Origin of the sequence: Nocardioides nematodiphilus, assembly GCF_020216525.1 — a bacterium.
GTDB lineage: Bacteria > Actinomycetota > Actinomycetes > Propionibacteriales > Nocardioidaceae > Nocardioides > Nocardioides nematodiphilus.
Genome location: NZ_JAIWOY010000001.1, coordinates 294,175 through 311,511, shown reverse-complemented (window position 1 = coordinate 311,511; position 17,337 = coordinate 294,175). Strand labels below are relative to the sequence as shown.

The 17,337-nt window shown below is 71.7% G+C and carries 19 protein-coding genes; 17 read left to right on the top strand and 2 right to left on the bottom strand.

The features are described from left to right. Positions 1 to 154: 154 nt before the first annotated feature. Positions 155 to 1,027 (top strand): 1,4-dihydroxy-2-naphthoate polyprenyltransferase, encoded by an 873-nt coding sequence (locus KSO98_RS01570; RefSeq protein WP_225283041.1) that lies wholly within the window; start codon positions 155 to 157, stop codon positions 1,025 to 1,027. A 15-nt stretch (positions 1,028 to 1,042) separates the two neighbouring features. Here KSO98_RS01570 and KSO98_RS01565 read toward each other — a convergent pair whose 3' ends face one another. Continuing rightward, entirely contained in the window at positions 1,043 to 2,341 is a 1,299-nt protein-coding gene (locus KSO98_RS01565; protein ID WP_225283040.1) for an MFS transporter, read from the bottom strand. Between the two features lie 35 nt (positions 2,342 to 2,376). Here KSO98_RS01565 and KSO98_RS01560 point away from each other — a divergent pair, with 35 nt between their 5' ends. The 7 genes from KSO98_RS01560 to KSO98_RS01530 all read left to right on the top strand — a co-directional run bounded on the left by KSO98_RS01560 (position 2,377) and on the right by KSO98_RS01530 (position 9,182). Beyond that, positions 2,377 to 3,387, top strand: coding sequence for an AMP-binding protein (locus KSO98_RS01560; protein WP_225283039.1), 1,011 nt, complete (start codon positions 2,377 to 2,379; stop codon positions 3,385 to 3,387). Beyond that, positions 3,384 to 4,334 (top strand): o-succinylbenzoate synthase, encoded by a 951-nt coding sequence (locus KSO98_RS01555; protein WP_225283038.1) that lies wholly within the window; start codon positions 3,384 to 3,386, stop codon positions 4,332 to 4,334. Before KSO98_RS01560 ends, KSO98_RS01555 begins: the two co-directional genes overlap by 4 nt. Continuing rightward, complete coding sequence (gene menD / locus KSO98_RS01550) at positions 4,315 to 5,973, top strand: 2-succinyl-5-enolpyruvyl-6-hydroxy-3-cyclohexene-1-carboxylic-acid synthase (RefSeq protein ID WP_225283035.1); 1,659 nt, start codon at positions 4,315 to 4,317, stop codon at positions 5,971 to 5,973. The genes KSO98_RS01555 and menD overlap by 20 nt, the downstream gene beginning before the upstream one ends. Positions 5,974 to 6,000: 27 nt before the next feature. Then, positions 6,001 to 7,881 carry a Na+/H+ antiporter gene (locus tag KSO98_RS01545; RefSeq protein ID WP_225283033.1) on the top strand — a complete coding sequence of 627 codons (1,881 nt, stop codon included), beginning with the start codon at positions 6,001 to 6,003 and terminating at the stop codon, positions 7,879 to 7,881. Positions 7,882 to 8,043: 162 nt separating this feature from the next. Then, positions 8,044 to 8,226, top strand: coding sequence for a DUF5999 family protein (locus tag KSO98_RS01540; protein WP_225283030.1), 183 nt, complete (start codon positions 8,044 to 8,046; stop codon positions 8,224 to 8,226). Positions 8,227 to 8,268: 42 nt separating this feature from the next. Continuing rightward, positions 8,269 to 8,904 carry an MBL fold metallo-hydrolase gene (locus KSO98_RS01535; RefSeq protein ID WP_225283029.1) on the top strand — a complete coding sequence of 212 codons (636 nt, stop codon included), beginning with the start codon at positions 8,269 to 8,271 and terminating at the stop codon, positions 8,902 to 8,904. Continuing rightward, the gene (locus tag KSO98_RS01530) at positions 8,904 to 9,182 is read left to right on the top strand and encodes a YciI family protein (RefSeq protein ID WP_225283027.1); all 279 of its coding nucleotides are present in this window, start codon (positions 8,904 to 8,906) and stop codon (positions 9,180 to 9,182) included. Before KSO98_RS01535 ends, KSO98_RS01530 begins: the two co-directional genes overlap by 1 nt. 11 nt (positions 9,183 to 9,193) lie before the next feature. Here the strand turns inward: KSO98_RS01530 and KSO98_RS01525 are convergent, their stop codons facing one another. Further along, positions 9,194 to 10,507 carry an isochorismate synthase gene (locus tag KSO98_RS01525; protein WP_225283025.1) on the bottom strand — a complete coding sequence of 438 codons (1,314 nt, stop codon included), beginning with the start codon at positions 10,505 to 10,507 and terminating at the stop codon, positions 9,194 to 9,196. Positions 10,508 to 10,600: 93 nt separating this feature from the next. On the opposite strand from KSO98_RS01525, the gene KSO98_RS01520 reads away from it, so the two are divergent. The 9 genes from KSO98_RS01520 to nuoF all read left to right on the top strand — a co-directional run bounded on the left by KSO98_RS01520 (position 10,601) and on the right by nuoF (position 17,333). After that, positions 10,601 to 11,218: a hypothetical protein gene (locus KSO98_RS01520; RefSeq protein WP_225283023.1), complete on the top strand. Its 618-nt coding sequence runs from the start codon at positions 10,601 to 10,603 to the stop codon at positions 11,216 to 11,218. 7 nt (positions 11,219 to 11,225) lie between these two features. Continuing rightward, entirely contained in the window at positions 11,226 to 11,915 is a 690-nt protein-coding gene (locus KSO98_RS01515) for a demethylmenaquinone methyltransferase (protein WP_225283021.1), read from the top strand. A gap of 170 nt (positions 11,916 to 12,085) precedes the next feature. Next, complete coding sequence (locus KSO98_RS01510; protein WP_225283019.1) at positions 12,086 to 12,442, top strand: NADH-quinone oxidoreductase subunit A; 357 nt, start codon at positions 12,086 to 12,088, stop codon at positions 12,440 to 12,442. A gap of 9 nt (positions 12,443 to 12,451) precedes the next feature. After that, positions 12,452 to 13,006, top strand: a complete 555-nt coding sequence (locus tag KSO98_RS01505; RefSeq protein ID WP_225283017.1) for a NuoB/complex I 20 kDa subunit family protein — start codon at positions 12,452 to 12,454, stop codon at positions 13,004 to 13,006. Next, a complete protein-coding gene (locus tag KSO98_RS01500; RefSeq protein WP_225283015.1) occupies positions 13,003 to 13,695 on the top strand; it encodes an NADH-quinone oxidoreductase subunit C in 693 nt (230 codons plus the stop codon). Before KSO98_RS01505 ends, KSO98_RS01500 begins: the two co-directional genes overlap by 4 nt. Before the next feature lie 154 nt (positions 13,696 to 13,849). Beyond that, positions 13,850 to 15,187: an NADH-quinone oxidoreductase subunit D gene (locus KSO98_RS01495; RefSeq protein ID WP_225283014.1), complete on the top strand. Its 1,338-nt coding sequence runs from the start codon at positions 13,850 to 13,852 to the stop codon at positions 15,185 to 15,187. Between the two features lie 55 nt (positions 15,188 to 15,242). Beyond that, positions 15,243 to 15,929, top strand: a complete 687-nt coding sequence (gene nuoE / locus KSO98_RS01490) for an NADH-quinone oxidoreductase subunit NuoE (RefSeq protein WP_225283012.1) — start codon at positions 15,243 to 15,245, stop codon at positions 15,927 to 15,929. Then, positions 15,922 to 16,050: a hypothetical protein gene (locus tag KSO98_RS18375; protein ID WP_263642196.1), complete on the top strand. Its 129-nt coding sequence runs from the start codon at positions 15,922 to 15,924 to the stop codon at positions 16,048 to 16,050. The genes nuoE and KSO98_RS18375 overlap by 8 nt, the downstream gene beginning before the upstream one ends. Further along, complete coding sequence (nuoF, locus tag KSO98_RS01485; protein WP_225283011.1) at positions 16,047 to 17,333, top strand: NADH-quinone oxidoreductase subunit NuoF; 1,287 nt, start codon at positions 16,047 to 16,049, stop codon at positions 17,331 to 17,333. Before KSO98_RS18375 ends, nuoF begins: the two co-directional genes overlap by 4 nt. Positions 17,334 to 17,337 lie beyond the last annotated feature (4 nt).

Below are 17,337 nucleotides of genomic sequence, written 5' to 3'. Positions count from 1 at the left end.
CTCACAGCCAGCGCCAGAAACTCGTACCTCGCTCGCGCTGCCGTTCGCTCGCTCGTCTAGCCGCTGCGCGGCTGTCTCGCTCGCTCACGGCCAGCGCCAGAAACTCGTACCTCGCTCGCGCTGCCGTTCGCTCGCTCGTCTAGTGTCTCGGCCTGTGGCGACACCTGCGCAGTGGCTCGAAGGGGCTCGACCCCGCACCCTCCCCGCGGCGATCAGCCCGGTCCTGGCCGGTAGCGGCGTCGCCGCCTACCTCGACGGCTTCACCTGGTGGCGGGCGCTGCTCGCCCTGGTCGTCAGCCTGGCGCTCCAGGTCGGGGTCAACTACGCCAACGACTACTCCGACGGCATCCGCGGCACCGACGACGAGCGCGTCGGGCCCCTGCGGCTGACCGGCTCCCGCCTGGCCACGCCGGGCGCGGTGAAGCGCGCGGCGTTCCTCGCCTTCGGCGTCGCCGGTGTCGCCGGCCTGGCGCTCGCCGCGGCCACCGCCTGGTGGCTGGTGGCCGTCGGGGTCCTGTGCGTCCTCGCCGCCTGGTACTACACCGGCGGATCGCGCCCGTACGGCTACGCGGGTCTCGGCGAGGTGATGGTCTTCGTCTTCTTCGGCCTCGTGGCCGTGGTCGGCACCGTCTACGTGCAGACCCAGACCTGGGAGTGGGCCGCGCTGTGGGCCGCCGTCGGCATCGGCGCGCTGGCCTGCGCGATCCTGGTCGCCAACAACCTGCGCGACATCCCGACCGACCGGGTCGCCGGGAAGGTGACGCTCGCGGTGCGGCTCGGGGAGGCCGGGACGCGCACCCTCTACGCGGTGCTGATCGTGGTCGCCGCACTCGCCGTGGTGGGCGTCGCGGTCGTCACGACCTGGTGGGCACTGGTCGGCCTCGGCTTCCTGGCCGTCGGCCTCCAGGGCGTACGCCTGGTCACCGGCGGTGCCGTCGGCCCGGCGCTGATCCCCGTGCTGCAGAAGACCGGTGTGGCCGAGCTGCTCTGGGCGCTGCTCGTCGCGGTGCCGCTGTTCGTCGTCTGAGCCGCGGCGCGGGGCTCAGGAGGCCGTGAGCGCGCCGAGCTCCTCCTCGGCCGGGAACTCACGCTCCGCGAAGCGCTCCGCGGCGCGGGCGGCCGGATGGGCCGCTGCGGCCGCGGCCACCACGATGAGGCCGATGACGATCCAGCCGAGGTGGTGCCACGAGATCGCCAGCCAGGTGTAGAGCGCCGGGGCCCAGCGGCCGCCGAGGCCGTTGAGCAGCTGCCCGGCCGACCCGTACTCGCCGCGGCGGCGGGGGTCCTGCAGCTGCGATTGGAACACCCAGCCCGCCGAGCCGGTCGCCAGCTCCGCGGCGGTCACGGTCAGGTGGCCGAGCAGGACCAGCGAGCCGGTCAGCAGGCCCGTGGTCGAGTGGGTGGCCATCGTGATGAGGCACGAGAGCATGAAGAACGCCGCCGACCAGCGCACACGGCGCAGCGCGTCGTCGACATCCACGACACCGGCGGAGGTGAGGTGCGGCAGGAAGATGCACAGCACCGTGTTCGTCCCGAACAGCCACGCCAGCAACCAGTGCGGCGAGTCGGTCTCGGTCACCAGCCACAGCGGGATCAGCACGCTGAGCAGCGTCTGGTTGGTCCACAGCGAGCCCATGCACGCCTGCAGCACCAGATAGGGCCGGTTGCGCAGCGCCGGCGGGCCCTGCGGACGTACCCGCTCCCGGTCCGGGCCGCCGGCCGTGGCCGCCCGCTCGTGCGGCGCCGCGGGGAGACGGAGGACGAAGGCGGCGTTGATCGCGAAGAGCGCTGCGGTGAGCAGCGGGATCCAGCGCATCACGGTGAGGCTGTCGAACGCGAGCGCGATGCCGCCGCCGAGCGCACCGAGCGTGGAGCCGACGTTCATGCCGGAGTAGATGAGCGCTTGGCTCGTGATCCGGTCGGCGGGCGGGAGGGCGTCGAGCGTGTACGCGCGCCGGGCGGCGTCGGCCGTGTTCTCGACGACGGAGTAGGCCGTGACCATCACGACGTACGCGGTGAATCCGCCGATGAAGGGCCACGCCAGGAACATGACGGCGCACAGCAGGTCACCGAGGGCCCAGACGCGCTTGGTGCCGATCCGGTCGGCGAGCCGACCCGCGGGGATGGCGGTCGCCAGCGCGATGCCGCCCGAGATCGCCAGACCCAGACCGACCTGCGAGGCGGTGAGTCCGACGACCTTGACGAAGAAGACCGCGCTGCCGGTGAGGAAGAGGCCGTCGCCGGCCTTGAACAGCACCGCCTGCGACCAGAGGTGGCGGGTCAAGCCGGGCGGTGGCACCACGCCGGCCAGCCTCCGGCCCGAGATCCGTGGGGAGGGCATGCCTGCATCGGACCACAACGGCTAGGTTTCGTCACATGGATAACGCCCCGGCGACCCTCGACGCCCTCGCGCGCTGGTGGTCGGCGGGCGACGAGTCCCCGTGGATCGTGGAGACCTCCGGCTCGACCGGACGCCCGAAGCGGGTCGTCCTGCAGCGCGCGGCGGTCGAGGCGTCCGTCGCGCTCTCCGGGCGACGCCTCGGCGGTACGGGCCGCTGGCTGCTCGCGCTGCCGGGCTTCTACGTCGCCGGCGTCAACGTGATCACCCGCTCCCTGGCCGCCGGGGAGTTCCCGGTGCTGCTGCAGGAGCACGCGTCCTTCACCGACGCGGCCCGCGAGCTCGGCGAGGGCGGCTTCGTCTCGCTCGTGCCGACGCAGCTGAAGCGTCTCCTCGCGTCCCGCGAGGACGCCGCGGCGCTCGCCGGCTTCCACACCGTGCTGCTCGGTGGTGGTCCGATGGACCCGTCGCTGCGGGCGCGGGCGGCCGAGGCCGGGGTCCACGTGGTCGCCACGTACGGCTCCGCGGAGACCTGCGGCGGCTGCGTCTACGACGGGCTGCCTCTCGACGACGTCCGCCTCAAGATCGACGCCGGCGGCCGGGTCCGGCTGTCCGGCCCCACGCTCTTCTCGCGCTACGACGGCGACGCGGCCCTGACCCGCGAGTCCCTGGTCGACGGCTGGTTCCTGACCTCCGACGCCGGACGGATCGACGAGCACGGCCGGCTCGAGCTGCTCGGGCGGCTCGACGACATGGTCGTCACCGGCGGCCTCAACGTGCCGGCGGCGCTGGTGGCCCGGCGGCTGCGCGAGCACCCGGCGGTGCACGGCGCCGAGGTGCTCGGCGTACCGGACGAGGAGTGGGGCAACCGCCTGGTCGCGTTCGTCGAGGGGGCGCTCTCGCTCGACGAGGCCCGCGGCTGGGTCGGCGAGGCGCACCCCCGCGCGTGGGCGCCGCGCCAGCTTGTCGTGCTGCCGCACCTCCCGCTGCTCGCCAACGGCAAGACCGATCGGCTCGCGCTCCGGGCCCTGGTGATGGAGGCCGGATGAGGCTCCACGTCTGGTCGATCCCGATGACCACCCGCTTCCGGGGGATCACGGTGCGTGAGGGGGTGCTGCTCGAGGGCGATCACGGCTGGGGGGAGTTCTCCCCGTTCGTCGAGTACGACGACCCGACCGCCGTGCCCTGGCTCGCCAGCGCCCGCGAGGCCTCTCGTCACGACTGGCCGACCCCGCTGCGCCGCTACGTCCCGGTCAACGTCACCGTGCCCGCGGTCGGGCCGGACCGGGCCCGCGAGATCGTGCTCGCCTCGCACGGATGCACGACGGCGAAGGTCAAGGTCGCCGAGCCCGGCCAGTCGCTCGCCGAGGCCCAGGCCCGCCTGGAGGCCGTACGCGACGCGCTCGGCCGGTCGGGCCGCATCCGGATCGACGTCAACGGGCTGTGGACCCTCGACCAGGCGCTCGCCGACCTGCCGGTGCTCGACCGGGCCGCCGGCGGTCTGGAGTACGTGGAGCAGCCGTGCGCGACGGTCGAGGAGCTCGCCGCCCTGCGTCGCAGGACTGGGGTGCCGATCGCCGCCGACGAGTCGATCCGCCGCGCGGAGGATCCCTATCGGGTGCGTGACCTCGAGGCCGCTGACATCGCGGTGCTCAAGGTGCAGCCGCTCGGTGGAGTCCGTGCGTGCCTGCGCATCGCCGAGGAGATCGGGCTGCCGGTGGTCGTCTCCTCGGCGCTCGAGTCCTCGGTCGGGCTGGCCGCGGGGGTCGCGCTCGCGGCGGCGCTGCCCGAGCTGCCATACGCGTGTGGGCTGGCCACCGGGCAGCTGCTCGCCGGCGACCTGGTCGACACGCCTCTCACGGTCATCGACGGCGCGCTCGAGGTCGTCGGGATCAGGGTGACCCCTGGGTCGCTCGCCGCCGCGGAACCGGAGGCTGACAGGGTGGCCTGGTGGACCGACCGGGTGAAGAGGGTCAGTGAGCTCCTCGCCGACTGATGCGACCGCCACCGCGCGCGCCGTGATCGCGGCGCTGGTCGAGGCCGGCGTGCGCGAGATCGTGATCGCGCCCGGCTCGCGCAACGCGCCGCTCTCGTTCGCCGCGTACGACGCCGCGCAGGCCGGTCTGCTGCGCCTGCACACCCGGATCGACGAGCGTTCGGCCGGCTTCGTCGCGCTGGGCCTGTCGAAGAACGGCTCGCGCGCCGCCGTGCTCTGCACCTCGGGCACCGCGGTCGCCAACCTCCACCCGGCCGCGCTGGAGGCCGCCCACGCCGGTGTCCCGCTGGTGCTGCTCACCGCGGACCGTCCCGCCCGGCTGCGGGAGACCAGCGCCAACCAGACCACCGATCAGGTCGGCATCTTCGGCCCGCTCATCCCCACCGCCGACTTCGCGCAGATGCCCGCCGACCTCGCAGCAGCGGTATGGCAGGCGCGCGGGCCGTTCCACGCCAACGTGCAGCTCGACGACCCCCTGACCCCGACAGACCGCTGGACGCCGACCCGGCCCTCCGACACCGCCGACCCGGCCCTCGCGCACCGTCGAGTCGGCCCTCCCGCAGGGGCCGAGCCGGTGATCGCCGAGACCATCGGGACCGATCGCCGTACGGTCGTCGTGGCCGGTGACGACGCCGGGCCTCCGGCCCGCCAGCTCGCCGAGGCGGGCGGCTGGCCGCTGCTCGCGGAGCCGTCCAGCGGATCCCGTACGGGTGACAACGCCATCCGGACCTATCGCCTCCTGCTCGGGACCGAGCTCGCCGAGCGGATCGAGCGGGTCGTGGTCTTCGGGCACCCGACCCTGTCGCGCCCGGTGGCGCGCCTGCTCGCACGCACGGACGTCGAGGTCATCGCGGCGCCGGCCCGTGGCGTCTGGGCCCTGCCGGCGCACCGGGTCGACCGCCGGCTCCTGACGACCCGCCCGATCGTCGGCGCGAGGGACGAGTCGGCGACGCCGGAGGGCCAGGTCGGCTGGCTGGGGGAGTGGAAGGACGCTGATCGGTCGGTGGGCCGGCAACTGGATCGCCTGCTCGCCGAGAAGCCGGAGCTGACGCCGCTGGAGGTCGCCGGCGCGGTCGCCCGGGCGCTGCCGGGCGGTGGCCAGCTCGTCGTCGGTCCGTCCAACCCGATCCGCGACCTCGACCTGATGGTGCCGCGCTACGACGTCGGCGCGCGCCGCAAGGTGATCGCGAACCGCGGCCTGGCCGGGATCGACGGCGTCGTCTCGACCGCGATCGGCGCCGCCCTGGGGCGGCACGACGGCTCCACCCGCGATCTCGCGCTGATGGGCGACGTCACGTTCCTGCACGACGCCAACGGACTCATCCTGGGGCCCGACGAGCCGCGCCCGGACCTCACCATCGTGGTGGTCAACGACGACGGCGGCTCGATCTTCGCCACCCTGGAGCAGGGCGCGGAACAGTACGCGGACGCCTTCGAGCGGCTCTTCGCCACACCCCATCACGTCGACATCGCCGCGCTGTGCGCCGCGACCCGTACGCCGCACCTCAAGGTGACCTCGAAGACGGAGCTCGAGCAGGCGCTGGCCAATCCCAACGGTGGCATCGAGGTGATCGAGGCGGTCGTCGGCCGCGCCGATCGACGGGGACTGGACCAGCGGATCCGGGCGCTTCGTCCCTGATGCCCGCCGGGGCGACATGATGTCCCCGTGGACATCGCGATCTTCCTGACGGCGCTCGCGGTCGGCGTCCTGGCGGTGACGGCGCTCTCGAGCCGGCTGAACCTGCCCGCGCCGCTCGTGCTGATCACCGCGGGCATCGTCGTCTCGTACCTCCCGGCGATGCCGCAGGTGCACCTCGAGCCGGAGGTGGTGCTCCTCGGGTTGCTGCCGCCGCTCCTCTACTCCACCGCGATCCAGGCCTCGCTGGTCGACTTCAACGCCAACCGGCGAACCATCCTGCTGCTCTCCGTCGGCCTGGTCGTGGCCACCACCTTCGGCATCGGCGTCATCGTGCATGCCCTCCTGCCCGGCGTCGGCTGGCCGGCGAGTCTCGCGATCGGCGCCGTCGTCGCCCCGCCGGACGCGGTCGCGGCGACCGCGGTGGCCCGCGACATCGGCCTGCCGCGGCGCATCGTCACCATCCTCGAGGGCGAGTCGCTGCTCAACGACGCCACCGCCCTGGTCTCGCTGCGCACCGCCATCCTGGCGCTCGCCGGCGGACTCGAGGCCTGGCACGTCGGCCTCGACTTCGTCCGTGCGGCCGGTGGCGGCGTGATCATCGGCGTCGCGTTCTACCTGGTCGTCGGCTACCTGAGGAAGCACGTCACCGACCCGGTCTTCGACACCGGGATGTCGCTGGTCGTCCCGTTCGCGGCCTACATCAGCGCCGAGAAGGTCGAGGCCTCCGGCGTGATCGCGGTCGTCGTCGCGGGCCTGCTGCTCGGGCACCGCGCACCCATCCTGCAGACCGCGCAGTCGCGGATCGCCGAGCGGATGAACTGGCGCACCATCGCCTACGTCCTGGAGAACACCGTCTTCCTCCTCATCGGCCTGCAGTTCGACTGGCTGCTCGACGACGTCCGGATGAGCGGGCTCTCCGCAGGACGGATCATCGAGGTCTGCCTCGCCACCCTGATCGGGGTGATCGTGATCCGGATGGTGTGGGTCTTCGTGGTCGGCTACCTGCTGGTCAAGCCGGGTCCCGATCCCTTCACGGGCCAGCGCTCCGGATGGGCCGGCTCGGTGATCCTCGGCTGGGCCGGGATGCGTGGCGTCGTCACCCTCGCGGCCGCGTACCTGATCCCGCGCACGGCCCCGCACCGGGAGGTGCTGCTGCTGATCGCGTTCACGGTGGTGGCCGGCACCCTCTTCGTGCAGGGGCTCACCCTGCCGTGGCTGGCCCGTGTCCTGCGGGTGCCGTCACCCGATCCGGTGGACGACGCGCTGGCTCGCGCGACCCTGCTCCAGCAGGCCAGCAAGGCGGGCATGGAGGTGCTCGAGAGGCTCGAGTACGACGATCCGCACGGCGTCGTCGACACCATCCGTCAGCGCGTGGAGCTGCGCAACTTCGCCGCGTGGGAGCGGCTCGGCACCGCGCCGGGGGTGGAGTCTCCCAGCGATCTGTACAGCCGCGTGCGCTGCACGATGATCGACGCGGAGCGCGCCCGCGTGCTGGAGATCCGCAGCGAGGGCACCGTGCCGTCCGACGTGGTGGCCGACGTCCTGGCCGCGCTCGACGTGGAGGAGTCGATGTTGGAGGTCGCGCAGGCCGAGCGTGCCGAGATCGGCGAGGCGAACCGTGAGCGCCGCGTGCTGAACGACAGCTGCGCCGACCTCGCGCGCTACCCGGCCGTGCCGGTGCTCGGCGACGACGCCGCCAAGCTGCTCGCCTGCGAGGGCTGCCTCGCCGAAGGCACCCGGTGGGTCGCGCTGCGGCGTTGCCTGGAGTGCGGTCACATCGGATGTTGCGACTCGTCCCCGCGGCGGCACGCGACCCGGCACTTCCACGACACGACCCATCCGGTGATGCAGTCCGCAGAGCCCGGCGAGGACTGGCGCTGGTGCTATGTGCACCATCAGACCGCGTGATCGCATAGCCCGTCCGGGTGGTGTCGGGACATCGACCGGCGACTTTTTCCACAGATCGGGCCGAGTGTCCTGATTCTGTCGGTGAAGAGGCGCATGATCGGAGGTACCGGATCACCATCGGGGCACACCCGCCCCGGACCGAGCTTCCCAGGGGGAATCGCAATGTGTCACCACACGCCGCGTTGCCCGGACGCCACCGCGCCCGACTGCTGCAGCGCCCACGTCGTCGCAGACCACAGTGAGCAGGGCTGGGAGGTGCTCTGCAACGGGGTGATCCTCTTCGACGACGGGGCCTACCTGACCCCTGAGGGCACCGTCGCCCAGGTGCCGCACCTCGCGGCGTAAACCCGCGCTCGACGCCGCGCCGGCTCCCTCTACAGTGGCGGTATGCGGATCACGAAGTTCGGCCATGCCTGCGTCCGGATCGAGCACGAGGGCACCACGGTGGTGCTCGATCCCGGTGTCTTCACCGATCGCGAGGCGCTCGACGGCGCTGACGCCATCCTGATCACCCACGAGCACGTCGACCACTACCTGCCCGACCACCTCAGGGCCGTCGATGTCCCGGTGTGGACGATCGACGCGGTGGCGGCGAAGATCCGCGAGGACGCCCCTGAGGTCTTCGAGCGGACCACGGTCGTCGCTCCCGGTGACACCTTCGACGTGGGCGTCCCCGTGACGGCCGTCGGCGAGCTGCACGCCGTGATCCACCCCGAGCTGCCCCGGTTCCACAACTCCGGCTACCTCTTCACCCTGGGGGACAAGAAGGTGTTCCACCCCGGTGACGCACTGACCGGCCCGGGCGTCGACATCGACGTCCTGTTCGCGCCGGCATCCGCGCCGTGGGCGCGGGCCTCGGAGCTGATCGACTTCATCCGCGAGGTGAAGGCGCCGACCAGCATCGCGATCCACGACCGGATCTACAGCGACGCCGGCCACGGTGTGGTCGACAACCTGCTCGGCATGTTCCTGCCCAAGACCGGCCAGGAGCTCAAGCGACTCAAGGACGGGCAGGACCTCTGATGCTCAGTGTCGTTCTCTACGACTACGCCGAGGGCAGCGCGGCCAAGCGCGATGAGCTGCGGCCCGCGCACCGGGAGTTCCTGGACTCGCGCGGCGACCTGGTGCTGAGCGGCCCGACCGCCGCCGGCGGCGCCGTCATCGTCTACGAGGCCGAGCCGACCGAGCTCGAGGCCTGGCTGAACGACGACCCGTTCTGGACCGCCGGGACCGTCGCGCACCGGGTCGTCACGGAGTGGACGATCGGGCTCGGCTCCTGGAAGGACAAGCTCGGCCTCTAGACGCGAAGCGCTTAGGCCAGGGCCTCGCGGACCGGGATGAGCTTGGCGTTCGACTCCGCCAGCTCGTCAGCGGGCACCGAGGAGCCGACCACGCCGCAGCCGGCGAACAGCCGGACGGTGGTGGGGTCGACGATCTCGGCCGAGCGCAGCGCGATGCCCCACTCGCCGTCGCCGGTCGCGTCCATCCAGCCGACCGGCCCGGCATAGCGGCCGCGCTCCATGCCCTCGATCTCGGCGATCAGCGCGACGGCGTCCGCCGTCGGCGTGCCACCGACGGCGGCGGAGGGGTGCAGCGCCTCGGCGAGCTGGAGCGAGGTGCGGTCGTCGCGGGCCACGCCGGTGACGTCCGTGGCCAGATGCATGACGTTCGGCAGGTGCAGCACGAACGGTGACTCCGGCACGTTCATCGAGGAGCAGTGCGGGTCGAGCGCGTCGGCGACCGACCGGACCGCGTACTCGTGCTCCTCCAGGTCCTTCGAGGAGCGGGCGAGCGTGGCGGCGAGCGTCAGGTCGTGCTCGTCGTCGCCGGTACGACGGATCGTGCCGGCCAGGACGCGCGAGGTGACCAGGCCGCGCTCGCGACGGACCAGCAGCTCCGGCGTCGCGCCGAAGAGCCCGTCGACGTGGAACGTCCAGCACATCGGGTACGCGTCGGCCAGCCGGGTCAGCGGCGCCCGGACGTCGATCGGCTCGGCGAGCGTGGCGATCAGGTCGCGGGCGATCACGACCTTCTCCAGGTCGCCCCGGTTGATCCGCTCCACCGCGTCGGCGACCACGGCCATCCAGCGCTCGCCGTCGAACTCCGAGAAGCGCGCCGAGTTCGCACCGAGGGCCGTCGCGTCTGCACCGGGTGCGGACGCCCGTGCGGACGCGGCGGGCACAGCTGCCGCCTCGGCGGTTGCAGGTGCAGATTCGATGGTGGTGACCCACGTCGTCGCGCCCCGGCGGCCCACCACGATCGACGGCACGACCAGGACGGAGTCGCCCGGCGCGTCGGAGAAGGCGAAGGAGCCGAACGAGACCAGGCCCGTCCCGGGCTCGCCGACCTCGTCGGTCACGGTCGCCCGGGCGACCACCTCAGACCACCACTTCGCGGCGTCGGCGAAGCGGGTCGGTCCGGCGGTCCGGACGAGCGCGGCGGTGCCCCAGCCGACCAGGCCCTCGCCCCGCCGCACCCATGAGACCAGGTCGGAGCCGGCCTCGGACGCGGGCAGGAGCTCGAGGAGCGCGCTGAGGCGACGAGAGTCGTCGACCACGGCGGTGCGTGCGATCAGGGCCGGCACGTCGAAGGCCGGTTCATCACGGGCCGGTACAGCGAAGGGCACCCGCTGAGAGTAGCCCGGTCCGTCACGCGGCCCGGTTGTGGCCACTCACCGCGCGCCCGGTAGCGTGACTGCGACCACGAATGAGGAGAGACCGTGAGCGACACCCGTAACAGTGATGTTCCCCTGACCGGTATTGCGTTCGGCGCCGTCGCGCTGGCGCTCGTCGTCCTCTTCGCGGTCTTCCTGCCGAAGGCCGTCGGCGACACCGCGAACGCCTCCGCGATCACGATGCCCACGACGCTGCCCGGCGGCTACAAGTCCGCCACCGACGTCGAGGCATGGAAGGGCAACCCGTCGATGGCCGGCCAGGAGGCCCAGGTCGTCAAGGCCGTCCAGGCGGAGATCGACTTCGGCGACACCCAGCTGAAGAAGACCACCGGCGGTGGCTTCGGCAACGCGATCTACCTGAAGGACGGCGGCCAGTCGATCTTCTTCGCCCAGGCCTTCCGCGCCGCGGGCGGCGCGGTCTCCCCGGGTGAGATCTCCGACCCGGCCAAGCTCCAGCAGGGTTCGACCGTGGACCAGCTGGTGAAGGTCGGCAAGGCCACCTGCATCGTGACCGGCACCGTCGCCACCGGCGGCCAGGTCCAGCCGGCCCAGACCAAGTGCCAGCAGAGCAAGGGTGAGCTCACCGTCCAGGTCAGCGCGCCGTCGGTCGCGGCCTCGGACGTCGCCAAGGTCACCGCTCTGGTCCTCGACCAGATCGGCTGAGGCCGGCGTGACCCGCGCCGATCTCGGCAAGCAGCCCGGCGAGGTCCGCCGGATGTTCGATGCCGTCGCCCGTCGCTACGACGTGACCAACGACGTCCTCTCGATGGGCCAGGACCGCCGCTGGCGCAAGCGCGTCATCGCGGCGGTCGCACCGCAGCCCGGCGAGCTGGTCCTCGACCTCGCCGCCGGCACCGGTACGTCCTCCCAGCCGTTCCGCGACGCGGGCGCCACCGTGGTTCCGTGCGACTTCTCCCTGGGCATGCTGACCGTCGGCAAGGCCGCCAAGCCGCAGCTGCCCTTCACGGCCGGTGACGGCACCAAGCTGCCGTTCAAGGACGCCACCTTCGACGCGGTGACGATCTCCTTCGGGCTGCGCAACATCGTCGACCCGGTCGCGGGCCTGCGCGAGCTGCGCCGGGTGACCAAGCCGGGCGGGCGGCTCGTGGTCTGCGAGTTCTCCCATCCGGCCTGGAAGCCGTTCCGCACCGTGTACATGGAGTACCTCATGAAGGCGCTCCCGGCGGTCTCCCGAGCGGTCTCCTCCTCTCCGGACGCCTACGTCTACCTCGCCGAGTCGATCCGTGCCTGGCCCGACCAGGCCGGGCTGGCCGCGCTGGTGCAGCAGGCGGGCTGGTCCGAGGTCGGCTGGACCGACCTGTCGGGCGGCATCGTGGCGCTCCACCACGGCCGCGCCTGACCCTCTCCGAGGCCCGCGGACGCACGCGCCCCGTCCTGTCGATGAGACAGGTCGGGGCGCTTTGCATTTTGGTCTTGCCATCTGTGACAGAAGTGGCAATATGTGAGCCGGGCCACACGTGAACGAATTCACAAAGTCTCAAATGACGGTGGGCCGGGAGGAGGAGAGCGATGCATCTGTACGCACCGATCCTGGTGCTGCTCGCACTGGCCGCCGCCTTCGCGATCGGCTCGGTGGCGATGAGCGCCCTGGTCGGCCCGAGGCGCCACAACCGCGCCAAGGCGGACGCGTACGAGTGCGGCATCGACCCCACCCCGCAGGCGCTCGACGGCCGCTTCCCGGTGAAGTACTACGTGATCGCGATGCTCTTCATCGTCTTCGACGTCGAGATCATCTTCCTGCTGCCGTGGGCCGTCTACCTCGACCAGCTGCGGGTCTACGGCCTGGTCGAGATGGGGCTCTTCATCCTCACCGTCTTCGTCGCCTACGCGTACGTGTGGCGACGCGGTGGGCTCGAGTGGGACTGAGGCACTGACATGGGTATCGAAGAGAAGCTCCCGAGCGGCGTCCTGCTGACCACCGTCGAGGGCGTCGCGGGCTACATGCGCAAGGCCAGCCTCTGGCCGGCCACCTTCGGCCTGGCCTGCTGCGCCATCGAGATGATGACGTCCGGCGGCCCCAAGTACGACCTGGCCCGCTTCGGCATGGAGGTCTTCCGCGCCTCCCCGCGTCAGGCCGACCTGATGATCGTCGCGGGCCGGGTGAGCCAGAAGATGGCCCCGGTCCTTCGCCAGATCTACGACCAGATGCCCGAGCCCAAGTGGGTGCTCGCGATGGGCGTCTGCGCCAGCTCCGGCGGGATGTTCAACAACTACGCGATCGTGCAGGGCGTCGACCACGTCGTCCCCGTCGACATGTACCTCCCCGGCTGTCCGCCGCGCCCGGAGATGCTGATCGACGCGATCCTCAAGCTGCACGACCAGATCCAGGGCGCCAAGCTCGGCCCCAACGCGGCCGCGCTGGTCGAGGAGCGCGAGAACAACGCGCTGCGCCAGCTCCCGCTGATCGATCAGACGGGACTGCTCCGATGAGCGACGACACCCTGCCCGAGGCGACCACCGAGTCGACCACCGGCTTCCCCGGCTCCGGGGAGATCGGTGCCCGCGTCGGCATGTTCGGCGTCACCGGCTCCGGGGACACCAGCGGCTACGGCGGCCTGGTCCGTACGGTCGCCCTCCCGCCGCTGGCCACCCGTCCGTACGGCGAGTGGTACGACCAGCTGGCCGACGCGGTCACCGACTCCCTGGGCGAGGAGCCGCGCGTCGTGCTGCACGCCGGCGAGCTCACCCTGATCGTGCGCCGCGAGCAGCTGGCCGCGCTGATGCAGCAGCTGCGCGACGACGCCCGGCTGCGCTTCGAGCTGTGCAGCGGCGTCAGCGGGGTGCACTACCCCGAGCAGACCGGTGCCGAGCTGCACGCGGTCTACCACCTGCTCTCGATGACCTTCAACCGTCGCGTCCGGGTGGAGACCAGCGCCCCCGACAGCGACCCGCACGTGCCGAGCCTGGTGTCGGTCTACCCGACGCTGGACTGGCACGAGCGAGAGACGTACGACATGTTCGGCCTGATCTTCGACGGTCACCCGTCGATGACCCGGATCCTCATGCCCGACGACTGGGTCGGCCACCCGCAGCGCAAGGACTACCCGCTCGGCGGCATCCCGGTCGACTACCACGGCGCCACCATCGCCCCGCCGGACCAGAGGAGGACCTACGCATGACCTCTTCCGTGGACGCCTGCTACGCGACGCCCTGGCCGCGCGCTGGCTTCGTTGTCGTCGGTCGCCGTGGCTCCGCCACGGCTCCCGCCTCCGCCTTGCCATCACACGCCCATGACGCCGCTCGCGACGGCGCCACAGAAGGGGGCATGCTCGCATGAGCACCTCACACGACACGGCCGCGGACTTCGATGCTCCGGGCAGCACGGTCTTCACGGCCACCGGCCAGGACTGGGACCAGCTCAGCGACCTCCTCAAGGAGACCCCCGAGGAGCGGGTGGTCGTCAACATGGGCCCGCAGCACCCGTCGACCCACGGCGTGCTCCGGCTGATCCTCGAGCTCGAGGGCGAGAACGTCACCGAGGCCCGGTGCGGCATCGGCTACCTGCACACCGGCATCGAGAAGAACATGGAGTACCGCTCCTGGGTGCAGGGCACCACGTTCGTCACCCGGATGGACTACCTGGCGCCCTTGTTCAACGAGACCGCGTACGTGCTGGGCGTCGAGCGCCTCCTCGGCATCGAGGCCGACGTGCCGGAGAAGGCCCAGGTCATGCGGGTCCTCCTCATGGAGCTCAACCGCATCTCCTCCCACCTGGTCGCGATCGCGACCGGCGGCATGGAGATCGGCGCCCTGACCGTGATGACGATCGGCTTCCGCGAGCGCGAGCTGGTCCTCGACCTCTTCGAGCTCATCACCGGCCTGCGGATGAACCACGCGTTCATCCGCCCGGGCGGCGTCGCGCAGGACCTCCCGCCGGGCGCGCTCGACGAGATCCGCGACTTCATCGCGCTGATGCGCAAGCGCCTGCCCGAGTACGCCGCGCTCTGCAACGCCAACCCGATCTTCCGTGGCCGCCTCGAGGGCGTGGGCCACCTGGACCTCGAGGGCTGCCTCGCGCTCGGGATCACCGGCCCGATCCTGCGCTCGACCGGCTATGCGTGGGACCTGCGCAAGACGCAGCCCTACAGCGGGTACGAGGACTACGACTTCGACGTCATCACCTGGGACACCGCCGACTCCTACGGCCGCTTCCGGGTGCGCCTGGCCGAGATGGACGAGTCCTTGCGCATCGTCGAGCAGGCCGCCGACCGGCTCTCGCGGCTCGAGGGCGCTCCGGTGATGGTCGCCGACAAGAAGATCGCCTGGCCCTCACAGCTCGCGATCGGCACCGACGGGATGGGCAACAGCCTCGACCACATCCGCCACATCATGGGCGAGTCGATGGAGGCCCTCATCCACCACTTCAAGCTGGTCACCGAGGGCTTCCGCGTGCCGGCCGGTCAGTCGTACGCCGCGATCGAGTCGCCGCGCGGCGAGCTCGGCGCGCACGTGGTCTCCGACGGCGGCACGCGCCCGTACCGGGTGCACTTCCGCGACCCGTCGTTCACCAACCTCCAGGCCACCAGCGTGATGTCCGAGGGCGGCATGGTCGCCGACGTCATCGTCGCGATCGCCTCGATCGATCCCGTGATGGGAGGCGTCGACCGATGATGACGCCGACCGGGACGAGCGAGGCACGAGCGAGCGACCGAGGGGTCCAGACGGCATGAGCATCGACGAGAAGACGTACGGCGAGCTGCGCGAGATCGCGGCTCGCTACCCGCAGGCCCGCTCCGGCCTGCTTCCGATGCTGCATCTGGTGCAGTCGACCGAGGGGTCCGTGACCCCGGCCGGGATCGATGCCTGCGCCGAGGTGCTGGGTCTGACCCCTGCCGAGGTGAGCGCGGTCGCGACCTTCTACACGATGTACAAGCGCCACCGCGTCGGTGACTTCCACGTCGGCGTCTGCACCAACACGCTCTGTGCGGTGATGGGCGGCGACGCGATCCACCAGCGGCTCACCGAGCATCTCGACGTCGGCCCCGACGAGATCGCCGACAAGCGTCAGGGCGACCAGTACACGGTCAGCGTCGAGCGGGTCGAGTGCAACGCGGCCTGCGACTACGCGCCCGTGGTGATGGTCAACTGGGAGTTCCTGGACAACCAGACCCCCGACGGCCTCGTCCGTACGGTCGAGGCGCTCCGCGCCGGCCACCCCGTCGCCTCCACCCGCGGGCCCAGGATCTGCACCTGGAAGCAGGCCGAGCGGGTGCTCGCCGGCTTCGAGGACGGCCTCGCCGACGAGGGCCCGGCCGCCGGCCCGGCCTCGCTGGTCGGCCTGGAGATCGCCCGTGATCAGGGGTGGACCCCCGCGGGCGCGGGTGTCGGTGCGAAGGGGGACAGCGATGACTGAGTCGCCCGAGGAGCATCGCCCGAGCGTCGAGCTGGCCGACCCGGTCGTCCCGGCCGGCGGGCTCACGCCCGAAGAGCTGCAGCACGAGGTCGAGGACGAGATGAGGGACGAGGACGCATGAGCGCCACGCTGACGCCGGTCCTGAGTGCCACCTGGGGCGACGAGCGCGCCTGGACCCTCGACGGCTACCGCGCCTCGGGTGGGTACGAGGCGCTGGAGACGGCCCGCGCGATGGAGCCGGAGGCCGTCGTCGAGATGGTCAAGGGCAGCGGCCTGCGCGGTCGTGGCGGCGCCGGGTTCCCGACCGGCATGAAGTGGGGGTTCCTGCCCCCGCTCGAGGACGGCAAGCCGCGCTACCTCGTGGTCAACGCCGACGAGTCCGAGCCGGGCACCTGCAAGGACATCCCGCTGCTGATGGCGAGCCCGCACACCCTGATCGAGGGCGTCGCCATCAGCTCGCACGCGATCCGCGCCCAGCACGCCTTCATCTACCTGCGCGGAGAGGTGCTGCACGTCTACCGCCGCCTCCTCGCCGCCGCCCGCGAGGCGCGCGAGGCCGGCCTGCTCGGCGATCTCGAGATCACGGTGCACGCCGGGGCGGGCGCGTACATCTGCGGTGAGGAGACCGCGCTCCTCGACTCCCTCGAGGGCCGCCGCGGCCAGCCCCGCCTGCGTCCGCCGTTCCCCGCCGTCGCCGGCCTCTACGCCAGCCCGACGGTGATCAACAACGTCGAGTCGATCGCCTCGGTGCCCGCCATCGTGCGCCACGGCTCGGACTGGTTCGCCGACATGGGCACCGAGAAGTCCAACGGTGTCGGCATCTTCTCGCTGTCGGGTCACGTCACCCGCCCCGGCCAGTACGAGGCCGAGCTCGGCATCACGCTGCGCGAGCTGCTCGAGCTCGCGGGGGGGATGCGTAACGGCCGCAGGCTGAAGTTCTGGACCCCGGGCGGCTCCTCGACGCCCCTGTTCACCGACGAACACCTCGACGTGCCGCTCGACTTCGAGTCGGTCGCCGCGGCCGGCTCGATGCTCGGCACCCGCGCGCTGCAGATCTTCGACGAGACGGTCTGCGTCGTCCGCGCCGTGCTGCGGTGGACGGAGTTCTACAAGCACGAGTCCTGCGGCAAGTGCACGCCGTGCCGCGAGGGCACGTACTGGCTGGCCCAGGTGCTCGCGAAGCTCGAGCGGGGCGAGGGCAGCGCGTCCGACCTCGACCTGCTCCTCGACCAGTGCGACAACATCCTGGGTCGCTCGTTCTGCGCGCTCGGCGACGGCGCCACCAGCCCGATCACCTCGTCGATCAAGTACTTCCGCCAGGAGTACCTCGATCACCTCGACCACGGCGGCTGCCCGTTCGACCCGGCGGCGTCCACCCTCTTCGCGCAGGAGGCGACCAAGTGAGCGA